The organism is Microbacterium sp., assembly GCF_036823965.1.
In the GTDB taxonomy this organism is placed as follows: domain Bacteria; phylum Actinomycetota; class Actinomycetes; order Actinomycetales; family Microbacteriaceae; genus Microbacterium.
Genome location: NZ_DAITBE010000003.1, coordinates 229957 through 249976, shown reverse-complemented (window position 1 = coordinate 249976; position 20020 = coordinate 229957). Strand labels below are relative to the sequence as shown.

Here is a 20020-nt window from a genome sequence, read left to right as displayed (position 1 = left end):
CTGGCCCCGAGCCTGTCGAAGGGCCCGATGAACTGGGTCCCTGAGCCTGTCGAAGGGCCCGCCACCGTTTCCACCTCTCGAAAGGCCGTCATGCACCGTCGCACGCGTTCTCTCCTCTCCACCGCCCTCGCCGCGGTCACCGTGTTCGCCCTCGTCGGCGTCGCGGCGCCGGCGACGGGCGCCGCACCAGCGGCATCCGCAGTCCGCCCGGCCGCAGCCGAGCCGGTCGACGCCACGATCACCGTCCCCCGCGTCGAGAACCTGCCGGACGACTTCATCGGCGGCGTCGATGTCTCATCGGTGCTGTCGCTCGAGGCCTCAGGGGTGGTGTTCCGCGATCAGGACGGCACCCCCGGCGACCTGTTCGAGATCCTCGCCGGCGCGGGTGTCACCGACGTGCGTGTGCGCGTCTGGAACGATCCCTTCGATGCGAACGGCAACGGCTACGGCGGCGGTGACGTCGACGTCGACCGGGCGATCGAGATCTCGGAGCGGGCGACGGCTGCCGGACTCGGGGTGCTCGTCGACTTCCACTACTCCGATTTCTGGGCCGACCCGGCCAAGCAGCAGGCGCCCAAGGCATGGGAAGGGATGACCGCCGACGAGGTCGCCACCGAGGTCGGTGTCTTCACACGCGACGCCGTGCAGCGTCTGGTCGCCGCAGGGGTCGACCTGCGGATGGTGCAGATCGGCAACGAGACGAACAACGGCGTCGCCGGCGTCACCGGCTGGGACGGCATGGCGAAGGTGTTCTCCGCCGGCTCGGCCGCGGTGCGGGCCGAGGCTCCTGACACGCTCGTCGCTCTGCACTTCACGAACCCCGAGCGGGCGGGGTTCTATGCGAACGTCGCGGCGCAGCTCGATCGGCGAGGCGTCGACTACGACGTGTTCGCCTCGTCGTACTACCCGTTCTGGCACGGGACGCCGGCGAACCTCACCGCCGTGCTGACGCAGATCGCCGACACCTACGGCAAGAAGGTCATGGTCGCCGAGACCTCGTGGGCGTTCACGCTCGACGACGGCGACGGGCACGGCAACGTGATCGACCTGCCGAGCGAGGCCACGCAGTATCCGGTCAGCGTGCAGGGCCAGGCGGATGCCGTGCGGGCCGTCGTGCAGGCGGTCGCCGACGTGGGCGATGCCGGGATCGGCGTGTACTACTGGGAGCCCGCGTGGCTGCCGGTCGGTCCTCCGTCGCAGCTCGACGCGAACAGGGCGCTGTGGGAGCGCGACGGATCGGGCTGGGCCTCGAGCTTCGCCGGCGAGTACGAGCCGGAGGATGCCGGCCATTGGTACGGCGGCTCGGCGTGGGACAACCAGGCGCTGTTCGGCTTCGACGGCACGGCATCGGACGCGCTGAACATCTTCTCGTACGTTCGCACAGGCGCTGCGGCGCCCCGTGTGGTCGAGGCGGTGCAGCCGGTCGCGCTGCAGCTCACCGAGGGTGACGACATCGGCCTGCCCGGCGAGGTCACGGTGCGCTACAACGACGGCAGCACCGAGCAGCAGGCGGTCACGTGGTCGGATGCCGCGCAGTACATCGAGGGGATCGGGTCGTACTCGGTCGCCGGCGTCACGGCGGCGGGTCTCGCGGCATCCGCCACCGTCACGATCTCGGCACGGAACTTCCTGCGGAACCCCGGCTTCGAGACCGCCGACACGAGCATGTGGAAGGCGAGCGGCACCGGACTCACGCTGCGCGCCTGGGACGACCCGCGCAGCGGCGCGAACTCGGCGCACTTCTACTCGGCATCCGCGTACTCGTTCGAGCTCGCGCAGACGGTGTCGGATCTGCCGGCCGGGTCGTACATCGCCAGGGCATCGTTGCAGGGCGACGGTGAGGGCACCGACGGTCGAGCGACCCTTGCGCTGTCGACGCCCGCCGCGACGGGAGCGCCGGCGGCCTTCGCATTCGACGGCTGGCGGGTCTGGTCGACGCCGGTGACCGAGGCAGTGCAGGTCGCTGACGGCGGCACCGCGACCGTGCGGGTCACGGGCAGCCTTCCCGCGGGGGCGTGGGGAACGCTCGACGACTTCGAGCTGGTGCGGGCGCCCGGGGTCGGCGCCGACACGACCGAGCTGCGTTCGCAGCGCGATGCCGCAGCGGCCGTGGATCCGGCGCAGTACGTCGAGGAGTCGACGACAGCCCTCGCCGCGGCGATCGCGCGGGCCGACATCGTGCTCGCGGCGACCGCGCCGGGCGAGGATGCGGTGGCCGGAGCGATCGCGGCGCTGAAGACCGCGCTCGATGCCCTGGTGCTGCGCGACGCGGCGACCGCTGCGCCGGCCCGCGGTGTGCTGTCGCACGACAACGGCCACGACACCGGGTTGCTCGACGGCGACTTCGCCGTGACGATGCACCTCTGGTGGGGTCAGAACGCCACCACGCTGCGCGTGTTCGAGAACGGCACGCTGATCTCGACCGTGCCGCTGGACTACGGCGGCACCGCGGCGCAGGCCGCGCGGATCACGGTGAGCGGCAAGACGAACGGCAGCTACGTGTACACGGGTGAGCTCGTGAACTCTCGTGGCACGACGGCGGTGCAGCCGGTCACGGTGACCGTGAAGGATGCCGCGCCGGGCGTACCGGTGCTGTCGCACGACAACTGGGATCGCGACGGGAGCTACACCGTGACGGCGAACCTCTGGTGGGGCACGAACGCGACCTCGTACCGGGTGTTCGAGAACGGCGTGCTGCTGACGCAGGGAGCACTCGAGGCGAAGACGCCGAATGCGCAGCGCGTGGCGGTGCCGGTCACCGGTCGTCCCACCGGGACGCACATCTACCGAGTCGAGTTCGTGAACGCCGCCGGTGTCACCGCGAGTCAGCCCGTGGCGGTCACGGTCGGGCGCTGAGCTGCGGCATCCGATCGCCCTTCGGAGAACTGCGGCATCTCGGATCGATCCGCACTGGATGATCCGAGATGCCGCAGAACTCCGAGATCCGGATGCCGCCGCAGGGGCTTACTTGCTGAGGAAGCTCTTCAGCGCGGCGTTGACCTCATCCGCGTGCGTCCAGAGCAGACCGTGCGGTGCACCCTCGACCTCGACGTACTCCGCCGCGGGGACCGCCTGGTGGAAGCGGCGCGCGGTGGCGTCGATCGGGAGGATGTTGTCCTTCGTGCCGTGCAGGATCAGCGTGGGCTTCGCGGCAGCCGCCACGGCCTCGACGTCGGCGCGGAAGTCCTCGATCCACGACGAGACGACGGCGTAGGCGGCGACGGGGGCGCTGCCGATCGCGACGTTCCAGCTGCCGGTGACGGCCTCCTGGCTGATGCGCGAGCCGAGGTTCTCGTCGAGGTTGTAGAAGTCGTTGTAGAACTGCGTGAACCACGCGAAGCGGTCGCCCTTGGCTGCTGCCTCGATGCCGTCGAAGACATCCTGCGGCACACCCTCCGGGTTGTCGTCGCGCTGCACGAGGAAGGGCTCGAGCGACGCGAGGAAGGCGAGCTTCGCGACGCGCTCGTGACCGTACTTCGAGACGTAGCGCGCGAGCTCTCCGGTACCCATCGAGAAGCCGACGAGCACGACGTCGCGCAGGTCGAGGGTCTCGAGCACGGTGTTGAGGTCGGCGGCGAAGGTGTCGTAGTCGTAGCCCTCGTTCACCTTCGACGATCCGCCGAAGCCACGGCGGTCGTAGGTGATGACGCGGTAGCCCTGGGCCAGGAGCTCGCGGGTCTGGCGTTCCCAGCTGTGTCCGTCGAGCGGGTAACCGTGGATCAGGACGACGGGCTGGCCGGCTCCCTGGTCTTCGTAGTAGAGCTCGATCGGGGCGCTGTTCTCGTTTCCGACGGTGATGTAACCCATGATCCTGATCCTTCCGGTTCCAACGAGAACGATCGTTCTCGACTGATGTCTCCAACATAGAGAACGCTCGTTCTCATGTCAAGTACACTGGGATCATGAACGAGGAAACGGTGCGTGAACAGATCCTTGCGGCGGCTGATGAGCTGTACTACCGCAAGGGCTACGCCGCCGTCGGCATGGACGAGCTGCGCGCCGCGGCGGGCGTGTCGCTTCGCCGTCTCTACGCGCTGTTCCCCGCGAAGACCGACATCGTGATTGCGGTGCTCGCCCGAAAGCACGCCGAGTGGGAGACCGCACTGGCTGCGGCGGTGGCTGATGCCGGCCCCGACCCGCGGGCGCGACTGCTCGCCGTCTACGGCTACCTCGAGGACTGGTTCTGCACCGACGACTTCCGTGGTTGCGCGTTCATCAACGCCTTCGGCGAGCTCGGCGGCACGAACAGCGAGGTCGCCCGCATCGTGCGCGAGCACAAGGCGTCCTTCCAGCGGTACATGACCGGACTCGTCGCCGAGATCGGCGCACCGATCGCACTCGGCGCCCAGTTGTCGATCCTGGCCGAGGGGGCACAGAGCACCGCCGCGATCTCGGCCGACCCGCAGGTCGCCGTGCAGGCGCGCGACGCGGCCGAGGTGCTGATCGACGCTGCGATCGCCGCGTGAGGCCCCGTCTCCGCGCTTCCCGAATCCTAGAGTTCATCAAGTAGCTAACCAAGCTAGCGAGTTCGTGCTAGCGTCGCATGCATGGACACCCGGACGCAGGACATCGCCCGCCAGACCGTGATCATCGCATCGGCATCCTTCATGCTGATCGCCGCAGCCGTCGGCTCCGGTGCCTTCGGCGGCACCTCTGTGAGCGAGCTGCAGGACGGTGCGCTCTCGGCGCAGGGCTCGTATCTCGCCCCGGCCGGCCCGGCGTTCTCGATCTGGTCGCTGATCTACATCGGGCTGATCGCGTACACGGTGTGGCAGGCGCTGCCGGCGCAGCGGGCGGATGAGCGTCAGCGCGGTGTCGGCGGATGGGTCGCCGCCACGATGGTGCTGAACGGGCTCTGGCTGGTGACGGCGCAGTTCCTGACGCTGCCGCTGACCGTGCTCATGATCGCGGTGCTGCTCGCTGTCCTCGCTCGCGTGATCGTGCTCCTCAACCGCGTCCCGGCGAAGAACCTCGCCGATCGCATCGTGACCGACGGCGCGAACGGCCTGCACTTCGGCTGGGTCACGATCGCGACCGTCGCGAACATCAGCGCCTGGTTCACGCAGATCGCCCCCGAGAGCTGGGCGGCGCAGGCCGAGGTCTGGGCCGTCGTCGTGCTCATCGCCGTACTGGTGATCGGCGTCGCCAGTGCGTGGTTCACCGGCCGCATCGCCCCGGCCCTCGCGACCTCGTGGGGTCTCGCCTGGCTCGCCGTCGGTCGCCTGACCGATCAGCCGGAGAGCACCGTCACCGCCGTCGTCGCGATCATCGTCGCTGTCGCGCTGGTCGCCGCCGGCGTCGTCGCGGTGCTGCGTCGTCGCCGGGTCGCCGCGTAGGCGGCCCCTTCGACAGGCCCAGGACCCCAGCGCGTCTGCCGCTCAGAGTGCCGGCCGACCCGGCCCCTTTGCAGCCAACCGGCCTCTTGCAGACGTTCGCAAAGGGCCGGCTCGCACCCAAAGGGGTGGCTCGGCAGGGTCGCTGCGCCTGTCGAAGCGCCGACGTCAGACGACGAGCCGGTAGCCCATCCCCGGCTCGGTGAGCAGATGCACTGGCGCACCAGGCTCCTGCTCGAGCTTCTTGCGCAGCTGCGACATGTACAGCCGCAGGTAGCCCGAGTCCGCCACCTGCTCGCTGCCCCAGATCTCCTTCAGCAGATCCTGGCGGGTCACGAGGGCGCCGGGATGCCGCGACAGGTGCTCCAGCATCCGCCATTCCGTGGGCGTGAGGTGCACGCGCGAGGCGCCGCGCGTCACGGTCTTGGTCACGAGGTCGACCACCACATCGCCGAACGCGACGGTCGACTCGCCGCCGGTCGGCATCGCCCGACGCGAGAGGGCGCGCAGGCGCGCGAGCAGTTCATCGACCTGGAAGGGCTTCGTGACGAAGTCGTCGGCACCGGCATCGAGGGCGTCGACCTTGTCGGCGGACCCGGTGCGCCCGGACACGACGATGATCGGCACGCTCGTCCAGCCCCGCAGCGCCTGGATGACCTCGATGCCGTCGAGCCGCGGCATCCCCAGGTCGAGCATGATCAGATCGGGATGCGTCTGCGCAGCGACCGCGATCGCAGCGGCGCCGTCCGGCGCGACCACGACCTCGTAGCCGTGAGCCGACAGGGTGATCCGCAGCGCCCGCACCATCTGCGGGTCGTCGTCGGCGATGAGGAGCTTCACTCCGTCTCCTCCATTGGTTCCTGAGCGTGTCGAAGGGGTGCGACTCCCGCGAGCGGCAGCGAGATGACCATCGTGAGGCCGCCGCCTGGCGTGTCCTCGGGTGTCAGGCTACCGCCCATGCCCTCCGCGAACCCGCGCGACAGGGCCAGGCCGAGACCGAGTCCTGTGGTGTTGTCGGTGTCGCCGAAGCGCTGGAACGGCTGGAAGATGCTGTCGCGGCGCTCTGCCGGCACACCCTGTCCGCGGTCGGCGATGCGGATCTCGGCGCGCTCGCCGAGGGCGCTGGTCGAGATCAGCACGCGCGAGCCGTCCGGCGCGTACCGGTGCGCGTTCGCGAGCACGTTCACCAGCACTCGCTGCAGCAGCACGGCGTCGGCCTGCAGCAGCGGCAGGTTCGGGTCGAGCGAGAGGTCGACGTCTGCAGGACCGAGGCCGAGCTCGTCCACGGCTGCGAGGATCGGGCCGGTCGCATCCATCGGCGCGGACGACACCGCGAGCACGCCGGCCTGCACCCGGCTCACATCGAGCAGATCGGTGACGAGCGTCGACAGCGTCGCGAGGCTCTCGTCTGCCGTCGCGAGCAGCTCGGCCCGGTCTTCGGGGGAGAGCTCGTGCGCACCGCGCAGGCCGCCGATCGCCGCGACGGCCGAGGCGAGCGGACGCCGCAGATCGTGGCTCAGCGCCGACAGCAGTGCGCTGCGCACCTGGTCGGTCTCGGCGAGCGCTGCGACCTCCTTGGCGGTCTCTCGCAGGTCGGTGTGCTCGATCGCGGCGGAGAGCTGCGCGACGATCGCGTCGAGCAGCCGACGCGCGGGGGCGTCGAGCGAGTCCCCGTGCAGTTCGAGCATCGCGCGGGGCGTGCCGTCAGAGCCCACCGGGATGCTGGTGGCGCGCCCGTCGGCGAGCGGCTCGCCGTCGCACGCCAGCACCTCCCCGGTCGGCGAGAGCAGACGAACGCCGCTCAGACCGAACGCTTCGCGGGTGCGGCTGACCAGCGCGAGGACGGCGTTGTCTCCGCGGAGCACGTTGCCTGCCACGGCGGCGAGCAGCTCGGCTTCCGCGGTCGCGCGCTTGGCGGTGCGTGCGCGGCGGGCGGCCTGGTCGACGATCAGGCTCACCAGGATCGCGATCACGACGTACAGGACGAGTGCGAGGACGTGCAGGGGGTGCGCGATCGTGATCGTGAAGAGGGGTGCGACGAACAGCAGGTCGAGCGTGATGCCGGACAGCACGGCCGCGAAGACGGCAGGGCGGATGCCGCCGATCAGTGCCACGACGACGACGAGCAGCTGGTACGCGAGCACCTCGGAGGTGATGGACTCCGGGCTCCGGAACGTGAACATCAGCCAGGACAGCAGCGGGCCGAACACCACCGCGACCGCGAAGCCGAGCACCTGCCGCCGCCAGCCGAGCGCACCGCCGGTGATCCGAGGGAGCGCGACTCGACCACCCGCCGCCGCGTGCGTGACGATGTGCACGTCGATGTCGCCGGAGCGGCGGATGACCTCGGAGCCGATGCCCGGTCCGGTCAGCGCGGCCATGAGTCGACCGCGGCGGCTGACGCCGATCACGAGCTGCGTGGCATCGGCGCCCTGGGCGAACTCGACGAGGGTGCCGGGGATGTCGTCGCCGATGATCTGGTGATAGCTGCCGCCGAGCGACTCCACGAGCGCACGCTGCGCCGCCAGCGCACCTGGCGTCTCGTCTCTGAGGCCGTCCTGCGTCGAGATGTGCACCGCGAGCAGCTCGCCGCCGGCGGACCGAGCGGCGATGCGGGCGCCGCGGCGCAGCAGGGTCTCGCCCTCCGGGCCGCCGGTGAGCGCCACCACGACGCGTTCGCGGGCCTGCCACGCGCCCTCGATGCCGTGATCGGCGCGGTAGCTGCGCAGCGCGCTGTCGACCTCATCGGCCAGCCACAGCAGTGCGAGCTCGCGAAGCGCGGTGAGGTTGCCGAGCCGGAAGTAGTTCGATAGGGCCGCGTCGATGCGCTCCGCCGGATACACGACGCCGGCAGAGAGTCGATCCCGCAGCGACTGGGGTGCCAGGTCGACGACCTCGATCTCGTCGGCGGCGCGGACCACGGCATCCGGGATCGTCTCCTGCTGCGCGATGCCGGTGATCTTCTCGACCACCGCGTTGAGTGACTCGACGTGCTGCACGTTCACGGTCGTGATGACGTCGATGCCGGCGTCGAGGAGCGCATCGACGTCCTGCCAGCGCTTCGGATGCCGCGAGCCGGGGATGTTCGTGTGGGCGAGCTCGTCGACCAGGGCGATCTCGGGGCGCCGGGCGAGCACGGCATCGAGGTCGAGTTCGGTCAGGGGGACTCCGCGGTGCACGTCGGTGCGGCGGGGGATCTCCGGAAGGCCGACCGTCTGGGCGAGGGTCGCCGCACGGTCGTGCGTCTCGACGACGGCGATCACGACGTCGCGACCCTCCTCGAGCAGGCGGCGTCCCTCGACGAGCATCTCGTACGTCTTGCCGACGCCGGGCGCCGCGCCGAGGAGGACGCGGAGCCGGCCCCGTCGCTCTCGTGTCATGCGCCCTCCAGCTCATCCAGCGCGAGATTGAGTTCGGCGACGTTGATGCGTTCCTCGCCGAGGAATCCCAGATCCCGCCCTTGAATCCTAGACTCCACGAGCGTTCGCACCTCCTGCTCCGAGAGGCCGCGAGCGTCGGCCACACGCGGCACCTGCAGCAGGGCGTAGGCGACGCTGATGTGCGGGTCGAGTCCGGAACCGGATGCCGTGACGGCGTCCGCCGGGACGTCGTCCGGGGAGACGTCCTCGCGCTCGGCGATCGCCGCCCTGCGTTCCTGTATCGCGGCGATCAGGTCGGCGTTCTCCGGGCCGAGGTTGCTGCCGCTGGAGCCGGCGCCGTCATAGCCGTCGCCGGCCGCCGAGGGACGCGACTGGAAGTACTCGGGCAGCGCTTCCCCGTCGGCATCCGTGAAGGACTGGCCGATGAGGGCGCTGCCCGTGTCGTCGGCGAGCGGCGAGCCGTTCGCCTGCCATGGCAGCAACAGCTGACCGATGCCGGTGACGAGCAGCGTGTACAGGACGCCGAGGACGAGCGTGAGCACGAGCATCGCGCGGACGGCGACGCCGGTCGTGCGGAGGGCGGTGCGGGTGGAGGACATGAGGACCTTTCAGAACGTGTGCGGGCCCTTCGAGAGGCGCAGCGACCCAGTCGGCCGGCTGAGCCTGTCGAAGCGTCAGAAACCGGGGATGAGGCTGACGACGAGGTCGATCAGCTTGATGCCGATGAACGGGGCGATCACGCCGCCGAGCCCGTAGATCAACAGGTTGCGCTGCAGGATCTGGCTCGCGCTCGCCGGCCGGTACGCGACGCCGCGGAGCGCGAGAGGGATGAGGAAGACGATCACGATCGCGTTGAAGATGATCGCGCTGGTGACGGCGGATGCCGGGGAGTGCAGCTGCATCACGTTGAGTACCGCGAGTCCTGGGAAGACGCCCATGAACATCGCCGGGATGATCGCGAAGTACTTCGCGATGTCGTTCGCGAGCGAGAACGTGGTGAGCGCTCCGCGCGTGATGAGCAGTTGCTTGCCGATGCGGACGATGTCGATCAGCTTGGTCGGGTCCGAGTCGAGGTCGACCATGTTGCCGGCCTCCTTCGCGGCCGAGGTGCCGGTGTTCATCGCGACGCCGACATCCGCCTGGGCGAGCGCCGGGGCGTCGTTCGTGCCGTCGCCGGTCATGGCGACGAGGCGTCCGCCCTCCTGCTCCCGTCGGATCAGCTCGAGCTTCTGCTCCGGTGTCGCCTCGGCGAGATAGTCGTCGACACCGGCCTCGGCCGCGATCGCCTTCGCCGTGAGCGGGTTGTCGCCGGTGATCATGACGGTGCGGATGCCCATGCTGCGCAGCTCGTCGAAGCGCTCGCGCAGGCCGTCCTTCACGATGTCCTTCAGGTGCACGACGCCGAGGATGCGGCCGTCCTGGAGGTCGGAGCCCGGGGCCTTCACCGCGACGACGAGCGGCGTGCCGCCGCTCTCCGCGACGGCATCCGTCCTGCTCGTGAGCTCGGCATCCGTCGGCATCCCCAGCCACGCCTGCACGGCGGAGCCTGCGCCCTTGCGGATCTGCGTTCCGTCCGCGAGGTCGAGCCCGCTCATGCGGGTCTGCGCTGTGAACGGCACGACGACGGCATCCGCCGGCAGCTCGACCTGGATGCCGCGCGCGGTCGCGAGTTCGACGATCGACGCGCCCTCGGGGGTGGGATCGGCGAGCGACGACAACGCCGCAGTGCGGAGGAGCTCATCCGGGTCGATCCCGGGCATCCGCAGCACTTCGTGCGCCCGGCGGTTGCCGTAGGTGATCGTGCCTGTCTTGTCGAGCAGGAGGGTGGTGACGTCTCCGGCTGCCTCGACCGCACGCCCCGACATCGCGAGCACGTTGCGCTGCACGAGGCGGTCCATGCCGGCGATGCCGATCGCCGAGAGGAGGGCCCCGATCGTGGTCGGGATCAGGCAGACGAGCAGCGCGATCAGGACCGGGATGCTGACGGGGGACGCCGCGTACGACGCGATCGGGTTGAGCGCCAGCACGACGATCACGAAGACGATCGACAGGCTCGCGAGCAGGATGTTCAGCGCGATCTCGTTCGGCGTGCGCTGGCGGCTCGCGCCCTCGACGAGCGCGATCATCCGGTCGACGAAGGTCTCACCCGGCTTCGAGGTGATGCGCACCAGGATGCGGTCGGACAGCACTCTGGTGCCACCGGTGACAGCGCTGCGGTCGCCGCCGGACTCGCGGATGACCGGGGCGCTCTCACCCGTGATCGCCGACTCGTCGACCGTCGCGATGCCCGCGATGATGTCGCCGTCACCCGGGATCAGGTCGCCCGCCTCGACGAGCACGACGTCATCGCGCTGCAGCTCGGCCGAGGAGACCTCGACGGTCTCGACAGCCTGGAACCGGTCATCCCGGGTCCCTGAGTCGCCACCCCGGGTCCCTGAGTCGCCACCTCGGGTCCCTGAGCCTGTCGAAGGGCCGACCACCCGTCGTGCCATCGTGCTCGTGCGGGTCTTGCGGAGCGTCGCCGCCTGCGCCTTGCCGCGGCCTTCGGCCACCGACTCCGCGAGGTTCGCGAACAGCACGGTGAGCCACAGCCACACCGCGATGCCGGCCGTGAACGGCGCGGGGACCGGTGTGCCGCCGGACTCGCCCGGGCCGCCGAGGAACGGCTCGGCGATCGCGAGCACGGTCGTGAAGGCCGCGCCGACCCAGACCAGCAGCATCACGGGGTTGCGCAGGAGCGTCGCCGGGTTGAGCTTGCGCAGCGCGCCCGGCATCGCCTGGGCGAGCGCGGCCCACCCGAAGGTGCTCGGCTTCTCCTGCTGCGCCTCTGTCGTCTCGCTCGGCTCGCTCAGGAGCCGCTGTGTCGATTCGGTGTTGATGGTCATGGTCAGACGAGTCCTTCGGCGAGCGGGCCCAGAGTGAGCACCGGGAAATAGGTGAGCGCGGTGACGATGACCGTCACGGCGAGGAGCAGGCCGACGAACTGCGGCCGGTGGGTGGGGAGTGTGCCCGACGTGGTCGGGATCCGCTCCTGCGCCGCGAAGGAGCCGGCGAGCGCCAGCACCAGCACGATCGGGATGAACCGGCCGAGCAGCATCGCGATCCCCAGAGCGGTGTTGAACCACGGGGTGTTCGCGGTGAGGCCGGCGAAGGCAGAGCCGTTGTTGTTCGCGGCCGAGGTGAACGCGTAGAGCACCTCGCTCATGCCGTGCACGCCGGCGTTCAGGATGCTGGTCGACTCGACGTCGGCCCGGATGCCGGGGATCGCGAAGCTCAGTGCCGTTCCGCCCAGCACGAGCGCCGGGACCACCAGGATGTACAGGCTCGCGAGCTTGATCTCCCGCGGACCGATCCGCTTGCCGAGGTATTCGGGGGTGCGGCCGACCAGGAGTCCGCCGACGAACACCGCGATGATCGCGAGCACGAGCATCCCGTAGAGGCCGGACCCGACGCCGCCGGGTGCGACCTCGCCGAGCATCATGTTCAGCATCGGCATCATGCCGCCGAGTGCCGTGTACGAGTCGTGCATGGAGTTCACCGCGCCGGTGGAGGTGAGGGTGCTGGCGCTGCCGAACAGGGTCGAGCCCAGGATGCCGAAGCGCACCTCCTTGCCCTCCATCGCGGCGCCGGCCAACTCGGGGGCAGTGCCGCGGCCGGCCAGCTCGAGTGCGGAGAGGGCGAACGTCGAGATCAGGAAGATCGTGCCCATCACGGCCGCGATCGCTGAGCCCTGTCGATGGTCGCCGACCATCCGGCCGAACGTCCGGGGGAGGGCGAACGGGATGACGAGGATCAGCAGGACCTGCAGCAGGTTGGTCCAGCCCGACGGGTTCTCGAACGGGTGCGCGGAGTTCGCGTTGAAGAAGCCGCCGCCGTTCGTGCCGAGCAGCTTGATCGCCTCCTGCGAGGCCACAGGACCACCGGGGATCGTCTGCGTTCCGCCCGAGACGGTGGTGACGTCTGTGAACCCGGCGAAGTTCTGGATCACGCCGCCCGCGAGCAGTGCCACCGCGCTGATCAGGGCGATCGGCAGGAGCAGGCGTCCGAGTCCTCGGAACAGGTCGACCCAGAAGTTGCCGATCGTCGTGGAGCCGCGGCGGGCGAGCCCACGGATCAACGCGATCGCGACGGTGAGGCCGACCGCGGCCGACACGAAGTTCTGCACTGTGAGGCCGGCGAGCTGCACGACGTAGCCCATGGTCTGCTCCGGCGAGTACGACTGCCAGTTGGTGTTGGCGACGAAGGATGCCGCGGTGTTGAACGCGAGTCCCTCCGGCACCGCGGGGAGCCCGAGCGACTCCGGGAGGAAGGCCTGCAGCCGCTGCAGCGCGTAGACGAGGATGAGGCCGGTGACCGAGAACACCAGCACGCTGCGTGCATAGGCGCGCCAGGTCTGCTCGGAGCGCGGGTCGACGCCGATCAGGCGGTAGATGCCGCGTTCGACGCGCAGGTCGCGGCCGGACGTGTAGACGTGGGCGATGTAGTCGCCGAGCGGGCGATAGAGGAGCACGAGCACGACGACGACCGCCGTGAGCTGCAGGACGCCGAACCAGATCTCGGAGGTCATCAGAACCTCTCCGGTGCGACGAGGGCGACCACGAGGTAGACGATGGCGGCCAGCGCGAGGGCGGCGGCGATGATGCTGAAGACGATCACAGCTTCTCCACCCCCGTCGCGATCAGCGAGACGAGGGCGAACAGCGCGAGGGTCAGCGCGAGGTAGATGATGTCGAGCACGGATCCGATACAACTCCGCCGAGGGATCCGAGACGTCGATCCTCACGGTTCCCCTACGCGTCCTCGCCGAACCCATGCGGATCACTCACGGCATCCGCTCGGGTTCCGGTCGCCGGTGCCCTCACGCCGCAGCATCCTCCGCCATTCCGGTCGCAGTTGCCGCCGCCCGGAGGGCCGGGGAACGGCACGAAGTGCGACCGGAACGCGGGCCGGCCCCGCGAACTGCGACCGGAACACGGCGAGGCGACGCGAACTGCGACCGGAGCAGGCCGCGGTGGATCTATGCTCGCGGAGTGGGCGCGACGCGACGGCGGATCGGGACGGGGACGTGGATCGTCCTCGCGCTCATCGTCGTCGCCGCGGTCTGCGTGATCAGTGGGCTGCTGCCGACCCCGGATCCCGGTGCGCTCGGGCTGCGCACGGCCCCGGTGCTCGGCTTCGTCGTGGCGATCACGATCGTCGCCGAGCTCGCCCGCGAGGCCGCCGTGTTCGACGTGCTCGCGCAGCGACTCGCCGGGTGGGGGCGCGGCCGCGTGGTCGCGCTCTGGGCCTCGGTCGTCGCGCTCGCGGTCGTGAGCACGGTCTTCCTCTCCCTCGACACGACGGCCGTGATCGTGACCCCCGTCGTGGTCGTGCTGGCGCAGAGCATCGGCGTCTCCCCGCTGCCGTTCGCGCTCGCCACGGTGTGGCTGGCGAACACGGCATCCCTCGCCCTGCCCGTGTCCAACCTGACGAACCTGCTCGCAGCCCCGGCGATCGGCGCCGAGCCGGCTGCGTTCCTCGCGCTGAGCTGGGCGCCGACACTGGTCGGCGTGCTGATCCCGGTCGCGATCCTCACGATCGTGCACCGCCGCACGCTGTTCGGCTCGTACCGGGTGCCGCCGCCAGGTGCGGCATCCGACCGCAGCCTCTTCTGGGGTGCCGCCGGAGTGCTGATCGTGCTGCTCCCGCTGCTCACGGTGACGCACGAGGTCTGGATCCCCGCCACGGCCGCCGCCGTGGTCATGCTCGTGCTCTTCGCCGTGCGTCGACGACACGTGCTGCGACTGTCGCTCGTGCCGTGGCAGGCGCTCGGGCTCGCTGCCGCCCTGTTCGTGCTGGTCGAGACCGCGCACGCCAACGGCATCCTCGACTTCCTCCTGTCGTTCGCATCCGGCGGGAATGACCCCGGCGAACTGCTGCGGCTCGCTGCGGTGGGCGCCCTCACGGCGAACGGCGTGAACAACCTTCCGGCGTACCTGATCCTCGAGCCGGCCGCCGGCGACCCGGTCGCGCTGATGGCGCTGCTGATCGGCGTGAACCTCGGTCCGCTCGTCACGCCCTGGGCATCACTGGCGACCCTGCTGTGGCATCACCGGATCGTGGCGCTCGGCGTCGAGATCCGCTGGGGGCGCTTCATGCTCTGGGGGCTCGTCGTGGCGGTGCCGACCGTGCTGGTCGCCACGCTCGCGCTCATCCTCGTCGCGGGCTGAGCGGCGGCTGCACCTTGCCGGGAGGTGTCGCACCCGGCCGCATCCCGGACCAGGAAGAGGCCATTCGCGACACCGAGTCCGCTGCGCCGCCTCGCCCGCCGCGAACACGCAGCTGAGCTGCCGCGAGGGCAGAGGAAAGGGCAGCGGCCCAAGTACGGGGGATACTGGGGAAAGTGCGGCACAGATGGGGGTGGTGCCGCGGTGGGCCGCTGCCCTATGACCTCGACGGTACGCAACTTCGCGACGTTCCCGTGAAATTTCAGTCTCTGATGTGTGGTGCGAGGCAGGGCGACCGGCATAAAGTGTGGCCGTGGACGACGCCAGCGACTCCCTGCCGATCCGCCCTCGGCAGCTGATCAGAGACCAGGTCTTCGCGACCCTGGCCGAGGAGATCGTCTCAGGACGGATGCAGCCGCTCGAGGAGATCCGCGACCAGGACCTGCAGGCGGAGTACGGCATCTCGCGTACGCCGATCCGTGAGGCGCTCACGCGTCTCGCCGACATCGGCCTGATCGAGGTCAGCACGAATCGTTTCACGCGCGTCGCCCCCGTCGACCTCTTCGCGCAGGCGGATCGTGTCGAGACGGCGGCCGCGATGGTCTCGTACTGCGCCGTCATCGGCATCCCGAGGTACACCGACGAGCAGATCGCCGCGCTCGACGCCAGGATCGACGAGCTCCTCGCCTTCGACATGACCTACGCCGGCAGCCGCGAGATCCGAGCGCACTGGTACGCGTTCTGGGGCTCGATGGTGATCGCGACCGGCAACCGCACGATGGTCGACATCCTCGACGGACAGCTCGCGCTCCATCTGACGCGCACCATCCCCACGGAGCGCACGCCGCAGGACATCGCCGACTACCTGCGGGTGGCGCTCGAAGAACTTCGCGCTCTGCTGCATCGGCGCGATGCGGTCGCGGCCAGGACGCTCATCGAGGACGTCTTCCGACGGACGTCGATCGACCCGCTCCGCGAGGCCGCCGAGGCCGCTGCAGCTGCGCGGTGACACGCGGGTGGCAGGATGATCCCATGACGGATGCCGCACAGGTCGAGTCGCTGAAGTCCACCCGCCTGCTGCGCAGCACCGAGACCGGTGCGCCGATCGTCATCTCCCGAGCCGACGACGTCGTCGACACGTTGGCGTCCGCGATCGAGTCGGGAGAGTTGAGCCCGGGTGATCCGCTCTCGGTGTCGACGCTGACGCAGCGCCTGAACGTGTCCGCCGCGACCGTGCGTGGGGCGCTGGGCGTGCTCGACGGGATGCATCTGATCGAGCACCGGATGAACCGCACCTCCGTCGTGATCACCCCGACCCCCGCGTGGTTCGTCGCGGTCGCCTCCGAGTGCGCAGGGCTGTCGGTCAGCGCCGTCGACCTCGGCATCGCGAACGCGACAGACGAGCAGGTCGCCGAGTTCGTGACCAGGGCAGACGCGGTCCGCGCGTTCTGGGAGACCGATGAACACGACCAGATCGTGGGTGCTGAGGGCTTCTGGGACCTGATCGACCTGCTCGCCGTGTTCTCCCGCAACCAGTACCTGAGCGCGCTGCATGCCTCCAAGCGCACGGCGCTGGTGTTCGGCATCCACACGCTCAGCAAGCCCCGCAACCCGACGATGCTGGTGTCGGTGATCGACGCGCTCGTGCTGGCCGTGCGCTCGCGCGACCGGCTCGAGGCGACCGACATCATCCGTGACCTCTACACGTTCGTGATCGACGGCATCACCGAGCGCTGACCATCGCCCCGGAGGTGTCGCAGCTGGCCGCATCCCGGAGTGAATGGCGGCCATTCGCGACCCCTCAGAGATGCTGCAGCCCGGCGGACGGGAGTCAGCTCGCCGGGATGCCGGCGAGGAACGTCCGCACGTCCTGCGCGATCTCCGACGAGAGCGTGTGGTGCAGGTAGTGGCTGCCCGGCAGTTCGATGAGCGTGCCGTGGTCCACGCTCGCGGCCTGCGCCTCGTGCAGCGACAGCCAGCCCTCGACGTCGGCATCCTCGGTCGCCACGAGCAGGAGCAGCGGGAGGGATGCCGGGAACGTCGCACCGCTGACCGCGGCGAAGTTCGCGGGAGTGCGATCCATCTCGTCGACCAGGGTCGGCGCGGCCGCGTTCCGGTTCGTCAGCAAGGCCATCTGCGCCTTCGTCGCCTCGTCGTAGGGGAGGCCGGCGTACGGATCCTCGGCGACCCCGGAGAGGATGCGGGTGATGCCGAGGTTCCCGAGCGTGACGATCACGGAGGTCGGGATCGCCTCGTCGGATCCTGGCTGGTCGGGCACGCTGCTGTCGATGCCGACGAAGGCCGTGACCTCGTCCTGGTAGACCGCCGTGTAGGTCAGCGCGTAGATGCCGGAGATCGAATGCCCCATCAGCGTGTAGCGGTCGACGCCGAGCTGCTGCAGCGCCGCATGGATCTCGCCGGTGATGTTCTCGGCGGTGCGGGGCACGTCGGTCTGGTCGCTGAGTCCGGTGCCGAACGGCTCGACCGCGACCACGCGGTAGGTGTCGTCGAGCGCGGCGATCAGCGGCTGGAAGTCGAGCGCCGGCGCTGCGGTGCCGAGACCGGGCAGCAGCACGATCGTCTCGTCACCGGTGCCGCTCACCAGGACGTTCATCTCCTTGCCGTCGACCGACACCTTCTCGCCGTACGGGGTGATGTCGCCGGCTTCGACGTTCGTGGCGACGACGTTCACGATGCTGGTTGCGGCCAGGGCCAGGACGGGCACCGCCACGATGGCGCCGATGGTGGTGAGGGCGATTCGCCAGGGCTTGCGCATTGTTCTCTTTCTCGAGCGGCGGGTCGGGTTCCGCGTCTGGACTCCAGTCCATCCGACCCGCGCATCTCGAGGAAGTGTCGCCCCGTCACCACTGCCGGTGACATGTGTCACGAGGTGGTGACGCGCCCAGGCGACTACTCCTTCGGCGGCCCGGCCGGTCGGTGCGCCCGCCGGCCGTTCACGACCACCGGACGTCCTGCGCGCTCCTGGCCCGGCAGCGGACGAGAGCGCCGACCGTAGATGAGCTCGGACGAGTCGAGCAGCCATGGCACCAGCGTGATCGAGACGCCGTGGATCAGCATCAGCTGGTTGGCCATGCGGCGCGCGCGACGGTTGTGCAGGAACGACTCCCACCAGTGCCCGACGATGTACTGCGGCAGGTACACGGTCACGACCGAGGAGCCGTGCTTCGCGCGGTACTGCTTGATGAACTGCGCGACGGGCTGCGCGAACGATCGGTACGGCGACTCGACGATCACGAGCGGGATCGGCATCAGGTGGTCGGCCCACTGCTGCTGCAGCTCGGTCGCGGCATCCGCATCGACCGCGACGTGCACCGCGATCGTCTTGCCGTGCTTGGCGGCGACCGCGTAGTCGACGGCCTTCACCACCGGCTTCTGCAGGCGGCTGACCATCACCAGGGCGACATCGCCGGTCGCGCCGAAGCGGGTGGTGTCGTCGATCGCGATCTCGTGGTCGACGTCTCGGTAGTACCGCTTCACGCCGAGCATCAGGAACGCGAGGATCGGGATCGCGAAGAACACCAGATAGGCGCCGTGCGTGAACTTCGTGATGGTGACGATCAGCAGCACGAGCACGGTCATGACCGCGCCCATGGAGTTGATGACGAGTCCGACCTTCGCCGAACGACGATCGGATGCCGAGGCGCCATCCACCCCGGAGCCAGCCGTGTCCTCGGCCGGCCCTCGCAGCACCCGCCGCCAGTGCCGCACCATGCCGATCTGTCCGAGCGAGAACGACACGAAGACGCCGATGATGTACAGCTGGATCAGGGTCGTCAGCCGTGCCTGGAAGACCACGAGCACGATCATCGCGCCGATGCCGAGCAGGATCATGCCGTTCGAGAACACGAGCCGGTCGCCGCGGGTGTTCAGCGATTTCGGGGCGTAGCCGTCGCGAGCGAGCACGGCACCGAGCAGCGGGAATCCGTTGAACGCCGTGTTCGCGGCGAGCAGCAGCACGCACGCGGTGGCCGCCTGTACGACGAAGAACAGGACGCTGCCGCCGCCGAACGTGGCGCTCGCGATCTGGGCCATCAGGCTGGGCTGCGGAGTCGTGCAGTCGAAGCCGACGAGGTCGCAGGGGTTCTCGGCGTAGTGCACGCCGGTGATCAGCGCGAGCGCGGTCAGGCCGGCGAACAGGCAGGCCGCGATCGACCCCATCAGCACGAGCGTGGACTGCGCGTTGCGAACCTTCGGGGCGCGGAACGCCGGCACGCCGTTCGACACGGCCTCGACGCCGGTGAGGGCGGAGCATCCGCTCGAGAAGGCACGGAGGATGAGCAGGATGACGGCTGCCTGGCTGAGGTTCTCTGCCTGCACCGAGAAGTCCGCGCTGGATGCCATCGGGGCGTCGCCGAGGAAGGTGCGGATCAGGCCGGTGACGATCATGAGGCCGACCGACGCGATGAAGACGTAGGTGGGGATCGCGAAGACCAGCGATGCCTCGCGCACGCCGCGCAGGTTCACGATGATGATGAGGATGACGAAGCCGACGGCGAGCTCGACCCGGAACGGATCGAGTCCTGGCAGCGCGGAGATGATGTTGTCGACGCCGGATGCCACGGAGACGGCGACCGTCAGCACGTAGTCGACGAGCAGCGCGGCCGCGACGATCACGCCGGGGATCTCGCCGAGGTTCTTCGATGCCACCTCGTAGTCGCCACCGCCGGAGGGGTAGGCCTTGATCAGCTGGCGGTAGCTGAGCACCACGACGACCAGCAGCACGATGACCGCCGCGGCGACCAGTGGCGTGAACGACAGGAACGTGAGTCCGCCGATCAGCAGGATCATCACGAGTTCCTGCGGCGCATACGCGACCGAGCTCAGCGCGTCGGAGGCGAAGATCGGCAGGGCCATCCGCTTGGGGAGCAGCTGGTCGTCGACCTGCTGGCTCGTGAGCGGGTCGCCGATCAGGATTCGCTTGGCGAACGGGGCTTCCGCGCCGTCTCGGTTTTCTTCTGACACGTCCGGCGACACTACCCCCACCGACGGCTTCCTCACGCGATCCTTACGGAATCCCTACACCCAGTCGGCTCGGCCCTCACGGAATCCTCACGGCTCTTCCGTCGGCGCTGTCACGATTC

General features: G+C 69.5%; 15 protein-coding genes. 6 read left to right on the top strand and 9 right to left on the bottom strand.

All coding sequences use genetic code 11. The annotated features are described in order from the left end of the window. The first annotated feature begins 90 nt into the window (after positions 1-90). Entirely contained in the window at positions 91-2856 is a 2766-nt protein-coding gene (locus V7Z82_RS07385) for a glycosyl hydrolase 53 family protein (protein WP_334149625.1), read from the top strand. Positions 2857-2964: 108 nt separating this feature from the next. Here V7Z82_RS07385 and V7Z82_RS07380 read toward each other — a convergent pair whose 3' ends face one another. Continuing rightward, positions 2965-3807, bottom strand: coding sequence for an alpha/beta fold hydrolase (locus tag V7Z82_RS07380; RefSeq protein ID WP_334149624.1), 843 nt, complete (start codon positions 3805-3807; stop codon positions 2965-2967). Positions 3808-3902: 95 nt separating this feature from the next. Here V7Z82_RS07380 and V7Z82_RS07375 point away from each other — a divergent pair, with 95 nt between their 5' ends. After that, a complete protein-coding gene (locus tag V7Z82_RS07375) occupies positions 3903-4466 on the top strand; it encodes a TetR/AcrR family transcriptional regulator (protein WP_334149622.1) in 564 nt (187 codons plus the stop codon). 81 nt (positions 4467-4547) lie between these two features. Next, a complete protein-coding gene (locus V7Z82_RS07370) occupies positions 4548-5336 on the top strand; it encodes a tryptophan-rich sensory protein (protein WP_334149620.1) in 789 nt (262 codons plus the stop codon). Positions 5337-5501: 165 nt separating this feature from the next. Here the strand turns inward: V7Z82_RS07370 and V7Z82_RS07365 are convergent, their stop codons facing one another. From V7Z82_RS07365 to V7Z82_RS07340, 6 genes are all read right to left on the bottom strand, one after another. Beyond that, a complete protein-coding gene (locus tag V7Z82_RS07365) occupies positions 5502-6173 on the bottom strand; it encodes a response regulator transcription factor (protein ID WP_334149618.1) in 672 nt (223 codons plus the stop codon). Then, positions 6170-8713, bottom strand: a complete 2544-nt coding sequence (locus tag V7Z82_RS07360) for an ATP-binding protein (RefSeq protein ID WP_334149616.1) — start codon at positions 8711-8713, stop codon at positions 6170-6172. Before V7Z82_RS07360 ends, V7Z82_RS07365 begins: the two co-directional genes overlap by 4 nt. Next, the gene (gene kdpC, locus V7Z82_RS07355) at positions 8710-9312 is read right to left on the bottom strand and encodes a potassium-transporting ATPase subunit KdpC (RefSeq protein WP_334149614.1); all 603 of its coding nucleotides are present in this window, start codon (positions 9310-9312) and stop codon (positions 8710-8712) included. The genes V7Z82_RS07360 and kdpC overlap by 4 nt, the downstream gene beginning before the upstream one ends. A gap of 75 nt (positions 9313-9387) precedes the next feature. After that, positions 9388-11487: a potassium-transporting ATPase subunit KdpB gene (gene kdpB, locus V7Z82_RS07350; RefSeq protein ID WP_442927598.1), complete on the bottom strand. Its 2100-nt coding sequence runs from the start codon at positions 11485-11487 to the stop codon at positions 9388-9390. A gap of 113 nt (positions 11488-11600) precedes the next feature. Next, positions 11601-13280, bottom strand: a complete 1680-nt coding sequence (gene kdpA / locus V7Z82_RS07345; RefSeq protein WP_334149610.1) for a potassium-transporting ATPase subunit KdpA — start codon at positions 13278-13280, stop codon at positions 11601-11603. After that, the gene (locus V7Z82_RS07340) at positions 13280-13369 is read right to left on the bottom strand and encodes a potassium-transporting ATPase subunit F (protein WP_045278006.1); all 90 of its coding nucleotides are present in this window, start codon (positions 13367-13369) and stop codon (positions 13280-13282) included. The genes kdpA and V7Z82_RS07340 overlap by 1 nt, the downstream gene beginning before the upstream one ends. Positions 13370-13742: 373 nt before the next feature. Here V7Z82_RS07340 and V7Z82_RS07335 point away from each other — a divergent pair, with 373 nt between their 5' ends. The 3 genes from V7Z82_RS07335 to V7Z82_RS07325 all read left to right on the top strand — a co-directional run bounded on the left by V7Z82_RS07335 (position 13743) and on the right by V7Z82_RS07325 (position 16655). Then, entirely contained in the window at positions 13743-14921 is a 1179-nt protein-coding gene (locus V7Z82_RS07335) for an SLC13 family permease (RefSeq protein ID WP_334149605.1), read from the top strand. Between the two features lie 310 nt (positions 14922-15231). Continuing rightward, on the top strand, positions 15232-15927 hold the full coding sequence (locus V7Z82_RS07330; RefSeq protein ID WP_334149603.1) for a GntR family transcriptional regulator: 696 nt from the start codon (positions 15232-15234) through the stop codon (positions 15925-15927). Between the two features lie 23 nt (positions 15928-15950). Then, entirely contained in the window at positions 15951-16655 is a 705-nt protein-coding gene (locus tag V7Z82_RS07325) for a GntR family transcriptional regulator (protein ID WP_334149601.1), read from the top strand. Positions 16656-16749: 94 nt separating this feature from the next. Here V7Z82_RS07325 and V7Z82_RS07320 read toward each other — a convergent pair whose 3' ends face one another. Further along, the gene (locus V7Z82_RS07320; RefSeq protein ID WP_334149599.1) at positions 16750-17694 is read right to left on the bottom strand and encodes an alpha/beta fold hydrolase; all 945 of its coding nucleotides are present in this window, start codon (positions 17692-17694) and stop codon (positions 16750-16752) included. A gap of 134 nt (positions 17695-17828) precedes the next feature. Further along, positions 17829-19913 carry an APC family permease gene (locus V7Z82_RS07315; RefSeq protein WP_334149597.1) on the bottom strand — a complete coding sequence of 695 codons (2085 nt, stop codon included), beginning with the start codon at positions 19911-19913 and terminating at the stop codon, positions 17829-17831. Positions 19914-20020 lie beyond the last annotated feature (107 nt).

Bases quoted from the DNA above. Each gene is read 5' to 3' on its own strand.
- V7Z82_RS07370 (WP_334149620.1), top strand. From the start codon at position 4,548: ATGGACACCCGGACGCAGGACATCGCCCGCCAGACCGTGATCATCGCA.
- kdpC (WP_334149614.1), bottom strand. From the start codon at position 9,312: ATGTCCTCCACCCGCACCGCCCTCCGCACGACCGGCGTCGCCGTCCGC.
- kdpA (WP_334149610.1), bottom strand. From the start codon at position 13,280: ATGACCTCCGAGATCTGGTTCGGCGTCCTGCAGCTCACGGCGGTCGTC.
- V7Z82_RS07360 (WP_334149616.1), bottom strand. From the start codon at position 8,713: ATGACACGAGAGCGACGGGGCCGGCTCCGCGTCCTCCTCGGCGCGGCG.
- V7Z82_RS07375 (WP_334149622.1), top strand. From the start codon at position 3,903: ATGAACGAGGAAACGGTGCGTGAACAGATCCTTGCGGCGGCTGATGAG.
- kdpB (WP_442927598.1), bottom strand. From the start codon at position 11,487: ATGCCGGGCGCGCTGCGCAAGCTCAACCCGGCGACGCTCCTGCGCAAC.
- V7Z82_RS07320 (WP_334149599.1), bottom strand. From the start codon at position 17,694: ATGCGCAAGCCCTGGCGAATCGCCCTCACCACCATCGGCGCCATCGTG.
- V7Z82_RS07380 (WP_334149624.1), bottom strand. From the start codon at position 3,807: ATGGGTTACATCACCGTCGGAAACGAGAACAGCGCCCCGATCGAGCTC.
- V7Z82_RS07325 (WP_334149601.1), top strand. From the start codon at position 15,951: ATGACGGATGCCGCACAGGTCGAGTCGCTGAAGTCCACCCGCCTGCTG.
- V7Z82_RS07385 (WP_334149625.1), top strand. From the start codon at position 91: ATGCACCGTCGCACGCGTTCTCTCCTCTCCACCGCCCTCGCCGCGGTC.